Source organism: Pseudoalteromonas sp. APC 3495 (assembly GCF_030407645.1).
In the GTDB taxonomy this organism is placed as follows: Bacteria; Pseudomonadota; Gammaproteobacteria; order Enterobacterales; family Alteromonadaceae; genus Pseudoalteromonas; species Pseudoalteromonas tetraodonis.
Map to the genome: position 1 here is coordinate 46,867 of NZ_JASDDA010000025.1, position 13,517 is coordinate 60,383.

Below are 13,517 nucleotides of genomic sequence, written 5' to 3' on the forward strand. Positions count from 1 at the left end.
TGCTTCTACTTCCAAAATTAAACCAATTAATGATTATAAATTATTCAGTAAAAAAACAATTTGATTTAGGACAATAGATGAGCATCAGTTACCCACAAATTATTATTTATAATAATGAAATTGAGCTAATAGAGCACGCCAATGATTTACACGACTTTATTTACACTATGGAAGCAAGTGAACAGCAAAAAGTCATTATTTTAGATAAGGTTAGTGGCTATCAAAGCTTAAGCGGCCATTCGCTCACGGCGCTCAGTGCAAGCCAATTAGCAGAGCTAGTAAAAGAATATTTAGCAAAAGAAGGGCAATGCTGCTTAAGTAAAATAGAACAGCTCACACCAAGCCAAGCGTTTGCGTTACTCGCCGAAATCAACTAACGCTTTAACGTGTGCAATCGCGCTGCGCCCGAGGGCCGACAGTGAGTACCCTCCCTCTAAATAAGAAATAATACCTAAACAATGATGCTGTTGGCTAAATTGCGCTAACTGCTCAGTAAGCCATATATAATCACTTTCAACAAACTTAAGACTGGCCATGTCATCTTCTAAATGTGCGTCAAATCCCGCGCTTATAAAAAGTAGCTCAGGCTTAAATTCTGTTAATTTTGGTAGCCATTGTTGCTCATAAAGTGCTTTTAAATCAGCACCATCACTAGCTATCGGTAAAGGTGAATTTACCAGTGTGGCATTATTTTTAATGGCGGTATTAGGATAAAATGGATATTGAAATAACGAGCACAGCAACACATTTTCATCATCCATAAAAATATCTTGAGTACCATTGCCATGGTGTACGTCAAAATCAACAATGGCAATGCGTTTTACCCCTTTGCTTTGTGCATATTTAACTGCAATCGCAAGGTTATTAAACACACAAAAACCAGAAGAGCTATCTCGATTAGCGTGATGCCCTGGCGGGCGTACTGAACAAAACGCAGCGTCTAACTTACCTTCTAAAATCTCATCAACAGCGAGTAAGCCTGCTCCGACTGCACGCTCAATGGCCTTTAAAGAGTCGGGGCATAACCACGTATCTCCATCTAGATCGCTGAGCCCCTCAGTGGGGATCATGTCTTCTACATGCTTAATATGCTGCTCACTGTGCGCCAATAAATAATGTTCGCGCAGTGCTTTAGGGGCTTGTTTTTGCTCTATAGCCACATCCAGTCCACTAGCAAGTAAACGGTCATTAATCGCATCTAAACGCTCAGGGCATTCTGGATGATCTTCAATCATTTTATGTTTACGACAGTGAGGATGAGAAATAATCGCAGTGCGCATAGCTAACTCCAAAAATAAGTTGCTCATCAAGTATAACAAAGCCACCTTGTGGTGGCTTTGCGACTTTGGTTGATACTAAACGACTCTTTAACCAAAGTTATGGTTATTTAGCTTTTAAGTCGAGGTTTCTAAAATCAAAGCTAAAGTCGGTTACCTGCGTTGAAACTGCATTCATTTTCGCCGATTCCACGCGGTTATCGGCGCTCATAGAAAAGCGAATAAAGGCATCTGCCTCTAATAACTTTTCATCCCACTTCACAATAAAAGTATTACCTGTGTAATGCTTTAGCTCACCTTTAAGGCGTTTTGTATGGGTAAAATCAATGCGTAATTTACCATCTAGTTCTTCAACTATTACATCGCCATACCAATCATCATGTAATGTACCGGTGTAGTTTATATTAGGCAATTGCGGTTGAATATCTGTTGGCGCTTTTGGTACGGCATTAGCATAGGCTTTTTCTTTACCTGCAAAATGCTTTTTAGCTAACTCTTCAACCCAATCTTTATCTTCAAGCTCGAGTACATCTTCAAGTACTTCATGAGTCACTGCCGATAATGCAGAAAATGCTTGTTGGTTGCTTAATATCACAATCCCCACGTTTTTTTCTGGTAGTAAAGTCACCTGCGATACCATACCTAAAATGCCGCCACCATGTGCCAGCTTTTTAACGCCGTGGTAATCTTCTATACTCCAACCTAATCCGTAACCTCTAAATTGTTGATGATACGCTTCATAGGCACTTTTAGATGCCAGTGACGTAATATGTGGATGCCACATTTGTGCTTGCTGCTTTTCACTAAATAGCTGCTCGCCATTAGGCATTTTGCCACCCGCAAGTTGAGTACGGAGCCATTGGCTCATATCATTTACGCTTGATGCAACGGCGCCTGCCCCTCGAAAGTCTTCAAGGTAATTAACAAAAAAAGGATGCAATTTGCCATCCATTGGGATGTGTCCAATCGCCCAGTTTTTGTTATTTTTTGCGATACGCGAAAAGCCAGCGCGCGAGTTAGTCATATTTAGCGGCTGTAAAATATTTTTTTCAATGTAGTCGTTCCAGCTCATCCCCGATACACGCGCAACAACTTCACCAGCGGTAACAAACATTAGGTTGTTGTAAGCATATTGGCTACGAAAACTGCTCGCAGGTTTTAAATATTTCAGCCCAGATAAAATATCGGCTACCGATTTATCTGTACTTGGCCAAATCATTAAATCGCCTTGACCAAGCCCTAAACCGCTACGATGACTAAGTAAATCGCGTATGCGCATTTCACTAGTAACGTAAGGGTCGTACAATCTAAACTCAGGAAGATGGTCAATTACGCGGTCATCCCAGCTTAACTTGCCTTCATCCACCAGCTTAGCCAATGCTGCACTGGTAAATGCCTTGGTATTTGAAGCAATGCCAAATAAAGTGTCTTTATTCACCTTGCTATTCGTATCAAGGTTGGCAACACCAAAGCCTTTAGCGAATACAACTTTGTCATTTTCAACAATGGCAACGGCCATTCCGGGTACATCAAAACGTGTCATTGAGGCGTTGATCACCTCTGAAATTTTATCGGTATCAACCGCTGCAGAGCTCGTAAACGCCCAGCCAGCCAATAATGCGGCTGTGGCTAATTTTTTTAGTTTCATAGTGTTACCTTAGGTTATTATTTTTGTTTAGTCTTGATGAACCGCAAATTCTATTTCGGCGCGCGCTTTATTAGTATCTTGCTTACTCGGGTAAGCTAAAATGCGTTGACTGTAGTGTTCGGGTACGCCCGCCTCAAGTGCGCCGCGGTATACATGCTGCACGTACCAATCATAAGGTAGCAGTGTGTCGTCATGTGTGTTTGCTATGTAGCAGTGTACATTAATGTCATCGTCATCTAGAAGGCTCACGGTTAAATCAACACAGTCGTAATTAGGGCCTTCAATTTTATCTAAGATCTCTTTTTCGGCTTCATTAAGCTGATACACCACCCCATATACCACAGCATCGGGTTCATTGGTGGGCACAATAGTGCATTTACCTGAACCATCTGAAAAGGCCATATTAAAGGTTAACTTATAGCCCTTTAAAAGTGCCGTACCCACACGTTTTGCATTAGGTAAACGTGCCAATAAACGATTAGATGACATATTAGAGCCAAACGAAAAATTATATAACGCCATACTATTCCTTAGGGTCTATTGACCTTTCAAGGTTAAATCTACAAAGGTCAACAGACCCTAGTTAAATAACAACTCGCACAGCCAGTGCGATTAAAATAATGCCAATGCCGCGGTCGAACCAATAACCACTTTGCTGAAAAAAATCACGTACACGCGCTTTTGATAACAATAGCGATAAAATAGAAAACCAAGCCCAGGTAGCAAGCGCCATATAAACGCCGTATCCCATTTGTATTATTACCGGCGTAGCTGGGCTAATCACTAAGGTAAACAACGACATAAAAAATAACGTAGCCTTAGGGTTAAGTGCATTGGTAAAAAAGCCACGTCGAAACGCGCGCCATGGTGACTCAGCTGCAAGGCTGGGTTTTGCAGCCGGTTCTGATGAGGTATTTGTAGGTTTAGCAGCGCGCAGTGCCTGCACGCCTAAATACGCTAAATACGCGCCCGCTATATATTTAAGCGCCATAAACAACGCAGGTGATTGAGTTAACACCAGCGCAACGCCCAATACACAATAGGCTATGTGTAATAAAATAGCCGCGCCAACACCGGCACTTGTCCATAAGGCATTGCGCCTGCCGTGTTGTACACTTTGTTTAAGGACTACCGCAAAGTCGGGCCCAGGGCTTGCTACCGCAAAAAAATGAGCCACCGCAATTAATAAAAATTCATCGATATAGTTCATACTTAACTGGCTTGCTCTGGCGAAAAAGCCAATAATAATGGATTAGCCGATTGATTAACCAAGGCTTTTATTTCTTTTTGCGCTTTTTTAAATTGACCTCGTAAATGCGGTTTTAAATGTTTTTTGGAGTGTTTATCTTGCTTAAAGTAGCTCACTAACGCATGCATAAATACGGTATGCGTTTCACTGAGCGTCGCTTCGCGATTTGCATACGGGTTATAACATGAGCCACAGCCACCTTTAAACTGGTACACGGTATTGCTCATCATTACCCCAAAGCCTAAAAAACACGCTAAAGCATCAGTGGCTTGCGGTAAATACTCTTTACCACCTGGGGGTAATACCCCTACGTGATGAATTAATATGGTGGCAAGCGTACCGGCAAAACTCGCCACTAAATCTTGCGGTTGATTAATTTGATTAGGGTTAAACGACACATTAATAGTATGACTCGCTGGTACTATTAAATGACACTCTTCGCCACGTAAATGCTGACTAAATTCAAAGTGTGGAAACACCTGTGGTTGTAATTGTTGCGGTGCAACCAAGGTTACTGGCCATTCATTCATACCAGCGTATTGCTTAACACGCGCAAACACTTTGCTGGCCATTTCCTCAATACTTGAAACCGAGTCAGGAAAAAACTCAACCGTTGGCAAAATAACTTGGCTGTGTTTGGTAAAAAAATCCAAATCAAAGTTTTCTGCTGCCCATATAAAGGTATCAACCAGCCATTGTTGTTCTTGTTCTGCCAATAAGGGCTTTGATTTAAATAGAGTTAACATAAACTACTCTTGCCCCTTCGCCCATTGCCATGCTTGTGTATTGTATAAAGGCACCGTAGAGAGCGCATGATGATGACTGCCCGTAGACTCTTTCGTTGAGTATGATAAATATAATAATGTATGGGTTTTAGCATCATAAATACGGCGCACTTTTAATGACTTAAACAAAATACTCTTAGATGATTTAAACACGACTTCACCGGATTTACTGCGGTCGATAGACTGTAATTGGTCTGGCGTTATTGGCCCGGTTTGACGACAGGCAATCGACATATCTGATGGGTCTGAAAAATCTAAATTCGCCTCAATATGGCTAATATGACAGGTTACACCGGTCACTAGCGGGTCTTGCTGTGAATTAACCACCACATCTTTAGTGGTAAATAGCCCAAGACTCACTGAGGCAACATCATCAGAACACCCTGCAAGCCCTGCTAAGCATACAATTAAACCACCCATTTTGAGATACTTCATAGCAAGTCCTTCGTTCATATTAAAAATTAAGTTACGCCTTATACTAAACGCTTTCACCGCGATAAAACAAATTTTATCCACCAACTCAATACTGTAATGGTTTAAAGGGTATTTCGCAGCAAGATACACAATAAAAAAGGCACGCCCGAGGGAGTGCCTTTGCAAACAAATACAGCTAAAGGTTATTAAAAGCTATATTGTGCACCTAGATAAACATAACGACCGGCACCGCCGCCGTAGCCACTATAAAAGTTACCACGACCACTTGGGTAAAATGCCCCTTTGTCGTCAAATACATTGTTAATACCGCCAAATACACGTAAGTCACTTTTATCAGTCAGTGCCAGAGTGTAAGACGCTGATAAACTATGCTTTAAAAATGAGCCATAATCTTGATACGCAAGTGGCTCTGGGTTTGCAATACAACCGGCATCGCCCGCAGCACAGCGCTCATCGTTTGCAGCAACATACTCAAGGTAGTCTTTCTCATCTTCTTGGCTTGCTTTAAACGCGCCTACGTAATTTGTACGCCAGCGGATACGTAAATCATCCATTTTCCATACAATCGACATAGCGGCTTTATCTTTTGAGCGCCCATAACCTGCATACTGTGAAGTAACACTGTTACCATCTAACCCTTCATAGGTTTGCGAGTTTTCAATAATATGATTGTAATCAAGCTTAAATGACAAGTTGCCATAGCTGCCTATGTCATATTTGTAAGTTGCAACGACATCGTAACCGCGCGCAGTTAACTCATCCAAGTTATATTCACGCTGTAGAATTTTTACAATGTTACCTTCGTCGTTACGGGTAATATCGTTACAGTATTCGTTATCACTGCCCCACGCAGCCTCTGAGTCATAACATTCGCGCATGATGTTTTCGTTACTTATTTCATCAATTGCATCAACAATGGCAATATCGTAGTAATCCACCGCTAAGTTAAAGCCATCTAAAAACTCAGGAGATACAGTAATACCAAAGGTATAGGTATCGGCTGTTTCTTCTTTTAAGTTTGGATTACCTGTATTTGGCGAGTAGTTATTGTCTTCACTTTCAAATTCAAAGTTAGGATCATCAGCTAGCTTTTGTGCCAAGGTTGGCTCTAAACGACAGTTATCGTGTCCTGGGTTTGTTGATGTTGCTGTTAGACCATCACAAATATCATCAAATGAATCAAAATCGCCGCGAGGGGGTGATAATAATTCCGTGATAGTCGGCGCACGCTGTGCTCGTGCATAGTTGGCACGTAGCATGTATCCATCAATTGGTTGCCATAAAAGGCCTAGCTTATAACTGGCAACAGTGCTGATATTATCAATGCTGTAATTTGCTAAACGCAGCGACGTTTCTGCCGACAAACTTTTAGCAAATGGCGCATCTTTAAGTAGTGGCACCGCAAGTTCAGCAAATGCCTCATACACTTCTACTTCACCGTAAAAAGAAGGCACAACGTTAAACGTAATACCGCCCGCTTTCATATCATCACTGGTATCTAGGCTTTGTGAATCTTTACGATACTCTGCACCAAATACTGCAGACACATTACCTGCTGGTAATTCGTATAGGTCACCAGTGATATAACCCATTACCGTATATTGCTGAATCTCAGTATCAATAATCGGGTTTGTACGGATCCAGTCAGCCATTTCAGGGGTAATAGACCCTTCACCAAATAGATTAAGCGGGACACATCCTTGCGCTCGCGCTTCGGCGTCTTTACATTGAATAGTGCCATCGGCTAGCTTTTCAGCTTGCAGTGCTTGATTGACACGTACCGTATTTAACTCGTTACTACGGATTTGATGTTGCTTGAATTGCCCGTATCCAGCAGAGATATCCCAATCCCATGTATCATCAAACATCATGCCTTGCAGGCCTGCCCAAGTACGAATGGTCGTACGGTCGTTATCGGTGCTGATATTACCTACTTCACCAAAGCGGCGATCCCAGTAAATGCGGTCTTTGTATGGGTTGCTGTCAATAATTTCTTGTGGCACGTATGGGTTATCAATAGGAATGTAACCAGGGGCAATATCATCGATAGGATCGCCAGTCACTGGGTCGTAGCGAGGTACGTAAGCCCCTTCGTATTCATCTTCAGGTGACTTATCGTTGAACGAGCCACTTTTGCTGTATTGAATTTGGAAGTAGCTCATAATGTCGTCTGTTACATCATAATCTACTTTTATTGCGGTCGAAAAGTTATCACTAGGTACATCAAGCATGACGTATTGTGACGAATTTATACCATAAATTTCTTCATTGCCTTTCCAGTCATCACGCAGCGTTTGCCCGTCGTACCAAAACTGGGTATCGTTTCGGTTGCTTTCTAAAAATACACCGCCTAAGGTACCATCGCTTTTGCTTGCCCAATCAGCTTGTGTAATACCACTCATACACTGATAACCATCGGCAGTGTAAATTTGATTACACATCAACTCATCATCGTAACTATGCGCGGCTTCTATTTTGGCGCGGTCACGGTCGTAAAAGGTCATGCCAAAATCACGATCCCAGTTTGAGCTGACAAATACATAACCGCGATCATCAGCAAATGACGTTCCGTAGTTTAAATCAAGCGTAAACTCACGACCGCCACCATCTGTTGTTTCACCGCCACGGGCTTGAAATTCAAAGCCTTCTTTTTTTGACTGGGTAATAATATTCACTACACCGGCTACCGCATCAGCTCCATAAGTGGCCGACGCACCACCACTAATAATTTCAACGCGCTCTACCATGCCACTAGGAATGGTATTTAAACTCACATAATTACCACCGTAACTATTTGATACTACACGACGACCATCAATCAATGTAAGCGTTCTATTAGCGCCTAAGTCGCGAAGCTGCACCGTTGATAAACCCGTACCCGAAATACTTGATTGGCTGGTTGTGTTACCAATACTTTCGCTCAGTGCAGGCATGTTATCGATTAATACATCTGAAAGATTGCCTAAACCTGTATCCTGAATTGACGCTCTATCCATGGTTACCAGCGGGGTTGTTACCGAAAAACTATCACGCTTTAAACGCGAACCCGTTACGGTTATTTTTTCTGGTGCTTCTTGTACCACTTCTTCGCTTGCTTTAGCCGTTGATTGACGAGCAATAGCCTCGTCATTTGCTATTGCATGCCCAGATAAACTGGCTGTTATAGCCAATGCTAAAGCGCATTTTTTTGTTGATATATTACTCACAAACTTCCCTTATTATTTATTATTCCATTAGTACAAATCGTTTTTGATTAACTTTTTAGTTATTAAATTTGTTTTGTACCAATTGGTTTATTTTACTAATAACATGTTGTAAGTAATCGTGAATAAAAGCACAATGAGAGGTGTCTCGTTTATATCCCTATTTTATATCTATTTATAATCATACACTTAAGGTTTTCGTGTTAGAATGATGTAAAATCGAATGTTAACCAACTATCGCTTTATTTTGCATTAAACACTGCCTAGTAACGTAATTAATCAAGAGGTTTAAATACACAAACTATGAATACTCAACAGACATTTTCAATTGGAAAATGCCAAATATCGGTGTTTGAAAATAAGCTGTTTTGTGCCGATAAAACCTGTGTATTACAACCTAAATTTATAGAACTACTTGTTTACTTGGTAGAGTGTTATCCAAACGCAGTGACGCGTGAGCAACTAATAGAGAATGTGTGGGGTGGTAATCAATATGTGGGCGAAAAAGCACTGACAAATGCCATATGGCATCTTCGTAAAAGCTTTAAAGAACTCGACCCCGACAATACCTATATAGAAACACTGCGTAAAACGGGTTACCGCTTAGTACAAAAACCAACAACGCCAGAGCCTGTTAATAGCATTAACAATACGCCGCTTCGCTCTGGGTATATTTACGCTAGCGTACTTGCTATTGTTATATTATTAGGTAGCTATTGGGGTTATAGCGCCCTTTTTGAAAACGCAAAGCAGCCACTTGCTCAATCGCAACATGCAGCACGTTTGTACGATTACATTGAAACAATTACCACCAGCCCAGGAAGAGAGTTGTTTCCGGCTATTTCTAATGACAGTCATTTTTTAGCGTATTCGTGGCGTCGCCCAGGACACAAAGCTAATTTATACTTACGTGATCTTCATTTACCAGAGCAAGCTGCAATAGCACTTACCGACACCCCATTCATTGAGGGCAGAGCGGTATTTAGTCCTGATTTAACGTTTATTTATTATTACCGCCGTATAGCTGCTCAAGGTTGTGAAGTCATTCAGCAAAATATTGCCTCGGGCAATACCACTGTTTTAGGGCTGTGCGGTAGTAAAACAAGTACCGATATAGACATTAATGCCACAGGCACTAAGCTGGTTTATATTAGTGAAGATGAAAAAAATAATAATCTTACCCAGCTTAACATTGTCGATTTAACCTCATCGCCATACACAGTTACTCAAGTCCCTTGTACGTCGGCATGCCAATATACCGATGAGTCGGTCGTGTTTTCACCAGATGCGACACAGCTGGTGGTATCGCGTAATTTACCAACGGGTTTTGAAGAATTATTTTTAATCGACATAAAAACAGCTCATGCCAAGCAATTAACTTCAGGTTTTGTTGATATGAGAGGCGTTGATTGGCACCCTAATAAGCCACAACTCGTCTTTTCGGGTGTTAAAAAAGGCAAGCGCCAAGGTTATTTTTATAACCTTAAAACACAACAAATGATCAATGCGCACATCGATGGGTTAAGTTACCCAGAATATGCACATGATGGCAGTTTGTATTTTCATCAATGGAATATCGACTCTGCATTAATGCGTGTAGAAACCAGTAATGCGGTTGCAAGTTCCCCTTTTCCGGTATTATCAAGCGACTTTAATACGCGCTTTCCTGATTACAGTAAAGCCAGAAAAAAGTTAGTTTTTGTATCTAACGAATCGGGCTCAATGGAATTATGGACTGCAAATCAAGACGGCACCTCACGAAAACAGCTTACTAATCTCAGTGCAAATATTTACAACCCGGTGTGGTCACCTGATGGTAATTACATTGCCTTTGTTGCTTCTCATCTTGGTGAGCATGCGCTATACCTTTATGACTTTAACACCCAATCAAGTCAGTCATTACCCACAGGCTTTAGTTACCATGGAAAACCGAGTTGGGCTGCAGATAGTAAAAGCCTATTGGTAGCGAATGATAAACACGTTTATCGCTTCGACTTAAAGGGCAATAAACTCGCACAGGCCATAGATTCACCAACACTATACGCTTATGAAAACAAGCAAGGCGCTTTAATTTTTGCAAACCAAGCAACCAATCAGTTATGGATAAAAGACCCAGATAACCAAACTGAGCAACCACTTGTTAGCGAAATTAATTTATCAAATCATAATTCGTGGTATTTTTTTGAAGGCGACACCTTAGCGCAATCGCGTATTTACTATTTTAATGTAAAACAAGGTGATTACCGTTTGAGTTATTACGACTTCTTAACCAACAGCCATCATGACGTAATACGCCTTCCCGAACGCGCATTTAGTCGCACCTCTGGCTTAACCTTTATTACAAATACCAACTGGCTTGTGTACTCTTCGTATAAGTCACCACAAATTGACATAAAACGTATCAACCAAAAATATTTGCCATAATAAATCTAAAATTAAACACGCTACAGGTCTTGTAATTGCTTAAATGAGTTTATTGCTAAAAATATGTTCAAGCCACATTTTTAAAAATTAAGCGTTATGGGGTTAGCGTGTACAAACCCGTTTGGTATAATTAAATAAACCAATCTAAAGAGGATACGTTAAATGCCACACATTATTATTGAACACTCAGAAGATCTGCCTTTACTACCTCAAGTTCTTGTGGAAAAAATCCATACAACAACGTTTGAAAGTGGCTTATTTGATTTAGAAACAATAAAGACTCGCGCTATTGCTTATCAGCATTATCAGTTAGGTGTGGGTAAAGAAGGGTTTATTCATATTGCGGTGCATATTATGGCTGGGCGTTCCATTGAGCAAAAGCAACTACTAAGTGAGCAATTACTAGCCTGCTTGCAAACGTATTGCAGAGCCTCTGACAGTTTAAGCGTAAATATTTACGAAATGGATCACGAGATTTACCGTAAAAACTAACCGCCATTAAAACATCATAGTTATAGGCGAGAGCTCTATAACTATGATGGTTTCCTCGCTCAACTGATTTTTTAATTAAATCGTGTTTAAAGCGTAAACTTACCCAGTAAATCCCTTAAAATATTCGATTCTTTATTTAAACCGTTACAAAGCTGCTCTGACTTTTTCATATTTTCTTTGGTTTGCTCTGCCGAATCGGAAATCATCACAATATTTTGGCTAATTTCTGAGGTTGCTAATGTTTGCTCTCGCGTTGCAGTAGCCACTGAGTTGTTTAACTCGCTTAGTAGTACAATTTCCTGTGAAATACCATTTAATGTATGGCCGGTTTCTTTTAAGCGCTCGGCATTTTCTAGCGTGTTTTTGCTGCCCAATTCAATCGCTGTTACCGTGCTTGACGCTTTAGCATTTAACGAATCAATCATCTCATTAATTTGCTCCGTAGACTCCGCGGTACGTTGCGCAAGCGTTCTTACTTCGTCAGCAACTACCGCAAAGCCACGGCCCTGCTCACCCGCTCTAGCAGCCTCAATAGCCGCATTTAACGCCAATAAGTTAGTTTGCTCGGAAATCCCTTTAATTACATCTAATACATGAGAAATTGATTTAATCTCTGTCGAAAGCTCTAACACCGAGGCCACAGAATTGGCCATTGACGCTTCTAGTTGTTCCATTTGTTTAATCGTGCTTTGCACAAACTCAACCCCTTTGTGCGTCGTTTCTTCGGTTTTAGTAGCAATATCTGCCGCATTACTGGCACTACCAGAAATATCCTGAACCGTAACCTCCATCTCATTAACGGCTGCCGCCACCGTTTGCGTACTCGATGATTGCACTTCAGCTAAATTTGCCGCACCTTGCACTTGCTCAAGCACATCTTGGGAAATACCTTTAACATGAATTGCCGACTCAGAAACCTGTTTGAACATATAATGTAACTGCTCTAAAAACAGATTAAACTTAACCGCTAAGTCTGAAATTTCATTATTATCATCAGTAGGGAGTCGCGCTGTTAAATCACCATCTTTTTCTGTTAACGCATTCACTGCTGCAGTAATGTTTTCGATTGGCCTAAATATTTGCCCTACCAACACGCGTGCTGACGCTAAACCAACAAGCGCAATAATTACACCAAAAATGATATTAGTATTAATAGCAGTATTAATTGCGCCATATAATTGCTCTTGGGGAATTTCAGCGACTAGATGCCAACCTAATGAATTTACTGGCGTACTAGAGACAACATAGTCATCACCATCAATTACTTTACTTTGAATTGCCCCATTTTTAATCGGCGCCAAGTCAACAGATTGCCCTATTTTAGTTTTATTACCATGCAGCATAATCTCACCACTACCAGAGACCAAATAAACAATGCCGCCCTCACCTATCCTATATTCACTTATGAGATCCACCATAGAATCGAGCGAACGGCCTATTCCGGCAATTCCTTGTCTTTGCCCATCAAGCTCAATGGCATAATTAATAAATACCATCACCTCAGAGCTGCCTTTATCTATGTCGAGCGCTACTTCAAATGGTCTATCCGATGCTAAAAAAGCATCAAACCAAGTATCACTACTGTCTATTTGCCTAGAAATACCTTCATCGGTGTAATAATTGCGGGAGTTTTTAGAAATAATGTATGCGTTACTGGCTTGGTTTTTATTTTTTATATGTTTGAGGTAATCAATGAATTTACCTCGGCTTTGCGCATCTTCGTTATTATTCATCCATTGTTGCACAAATAAGTTTTGCGCTATTTCTTTGCCAACAATAATAGGAGTCGATAACTCTAATTCGATTTGGCTTTTCACTTCACTAAGCGCTGTTGGTAAATCTACTTTGGCTAGTTTTTCTTCTGTATTTGAGCGAATACTATTTGAAAATATTAGAGTAGATATTGCTAAAGGAGCAACAACAGCCAAAATAAGGCTAAGGTATACTTTTCGTTTTAATAACATAGAGCACCTAAGGGGTAACAAAGCGGTATTTTATATACTG

At 40.8% G+C, this 13,517-nt stretch carries 11 protein-coding genes; 3 read left to right on the forward strand and 8 right to left on the reverse strand.

What is annotated here, in order from left to right:
- The first annotated feature begins 77 nt into the window (after positions 1-77).
- Complete coding sequence (locus QL984_RS11385; protein ID WP_024601707.1) at positions 78-377, forward strand: DUF4144 family protein; 300 nt, start codon at positions 78-80, stop codon at positions 375-377.
- Here the strand turns inward: QL984_RS11385 and QL984_RS11390 are convergent.
- The 7 genes from QL984_RS11390 to QL984_RS11420 form a co-directional block, all read right to left on the reverse strand.
- Positions 357-1,280 (reverse strand): histone deacetylase family protein, encoded by a 924-nt coding sequence (locus tag QL984_RS11390; RefSeq protein ID WP_024601706.1) that lies wholly within the window; start codon positions 1,278-1,280, stop codon positions 357-359. The genes QL984_RS11385 and QL984_RS11390 overlap by 21 nt on opposite strands.
- Positions 1,281-1,383: 103 nt before the next feature.
- Positions 1,384-2,925, reverse strand: coding sequence for a serine hydrolase (locus tag QL984_RS11395; RefSeq protein WP_290172785.1), 1,542 nt, complete (start codon positions 2,923-2,925; stop codon positions 1,384-1,386).
- A 27-nt stretch (positions 2,926-2,952) separates the two neighbouring features.
- Complete coding sequence (locus QL984_RS11400; protein WP_013465973.1) at positions 2,953-3,447, reverse strand: gamma-glutamylcyclotransferase family protein; 495 nt, start codon at positions 3,445-3,447, stop codon at positions 2,953-2,955.
- A gap of 61 nt (positions 3,448-3,508) precedes the next feature.
- Positions 3,509-4,135 (reverse strand): LysE family transporter, encoded by a 627-nt coding sequence (locus QL984_RS11405; protein WP_290172786.1) that lies wholly within the window; start codon positions 4,133-4,135, stop codon positions 3,509-3,511.
- A gap of 2 nt (positions 4,136-4,137) precedes the next feature.
- On the reverse strand, positions 4,138-4,920 hold the full coding sequence (locus QL984_RS11410; RefSeq protein WP_290172787.1) for a hypothetical protein: 783 nt from the start codon (positions 4,918-4,920) through the stop codon (positions 4,138-4,140).
- Between the two features lie 3 nt (positions 4,921-4,923).
- The gene (locus tag QL984_RS11415) at positions 4,924-5,394 is read right to left on the reverse strand and encodes a CreA family protein (protein WP_013465976.1); all 471 of its coding nucleotides are present in this window, start codon (positions 5,392-5,394) and stop codon (positions 4,924-4,926) included.
- 185 nt (positions 5,395-5,579) lie between these two features.
- Positions 5,580-8,600, reverse strand: coding sequence for a TonB-dependent receptor (locus QL984_RS11420; RefSeq protein WP_290172789.1), 3,021 nt, complete (start codon positions 8,598-8,600; stop codon positions 5,580-5,582).
- A gap of 300 nt (positions 8,601-8,900) precedes the next feature.
- Between QL984_RS11420 and QL984_RS11425 the strand changes: the two genes are divergently transcribed.
- Both QL984_RS11425 and QL984_RS11430 read left to right on the forward strand, forming a co-directional pair.
- Positions 8,901-11,021 carry a winged helix-turn-helix domain-containing protein gene (locus QL984_RS11425; RefSeq protein ID WP_290172790.1) on the forward strand — a complete coding sequence of 707 codons (2,121 nt, stop codon included), beginning with the start codon at positions 8,901-8,903 and terminating at the stop codon, positions 11,019-11,021.
- A 162-nt stretch (positions 11,022-11,183) separates the two neighbouring features.
- On the forward strand, positions 11,184-11,513 hold the full coding sequence (locus QL984_RS11430; RefSeq protein WP_013465979.1) for a 5-carboxymethyl-2-hydroxymuconate Delta-isomerase: 330 nt from the start codon (positions 11,184-11,186) through the stop codon (positions 11,511-11,513).
- A gap of 86 nt (positions 11,514-11,599) precedes the next feature.
- Here QL984_RS11430 and QL984_RS11435 read toward each other — a convergent pair whose 3' ends face one another.
- Positions 11,600-13,477: a methyl-accepting chemotaxis protein gene (locus QL984_RS11435; protein WP_290172791.1), complete on the reverse strand. Its 1,878-nt coding sequence runs from the start codon at positions 13,475-13,477 to the stop codon at positions 11,600-11,602.
- Positions 13,478-13,517 lie beyond the last annotated feature (40 nt).

Coding starts and splice junctions, on each gene's coding strand:
- QL984_RS11390 (WP_024601706.1), bottom strand. CDS start 1,280: ATGCGCACTGCGATTATTTCTCATCCTCACTGTCGTAAACATAAAATG.
- QL984_RS11415 (WP_013465976.1), bottom strand. CDS start 5,394: ATGAAGTATCTCAAAATGGGTGGTTTAATTGTATGCTTAGCAGGGCTT.
- QL984_RS11385 (WP_024601707.1), top strand. CDS start 78: ATGAGCATCAGTTACCCACAAATTATTATTTATAATAATGAAATTGAG.
- QL984_RS11395 (WP_290172785.1), bottom strand. CDS start 2,925: ATGAAACTAAAAAAATTAGCCACAGCCGCATTATTGGCTGGCTGGGCG.
- QL984_RS11400 (WP_013465973.1), bottom strand. CDS start 3,447: ATGGCGTTATATAATTTTTCGTTTGGCTCTAATATGTCATCTAATCGT.
- QL984_RS11425 (WP_290172790.1), top strand. CDS start 8,901: ATGAATACTCAACAGACATTTTCAATTGGAAAATGCCAAATATCGGTG.
- QL984_RS11410 (WP_290172787.1), bottom strand. CDS start 4,920: ATGTTAACTCTATTTAAATCAAAGCCCTTATTGGCAGAACAAGAACAA.
- QL984_RS11430 (WP_013465979.1), top strand. CDS start 11,184: ATGCCACACATTATTATTGAACACTCAGAAGATCTGCCTTTACTACCT.
- QL984_RS11405 (WP_290172786.1), bottom strand. CDS start 4,135: ATGAACTATATCGATGAATTTTTATTAATTGCGGTGGCTCATTTTTTT.
- QL984_RS11435 (WP_290172791.1), bottom strand. CDS start 13,477: ATGTTATTAAAACGAAAAGTATACCTTAGCCTTATTTTGGCTGTTGTT.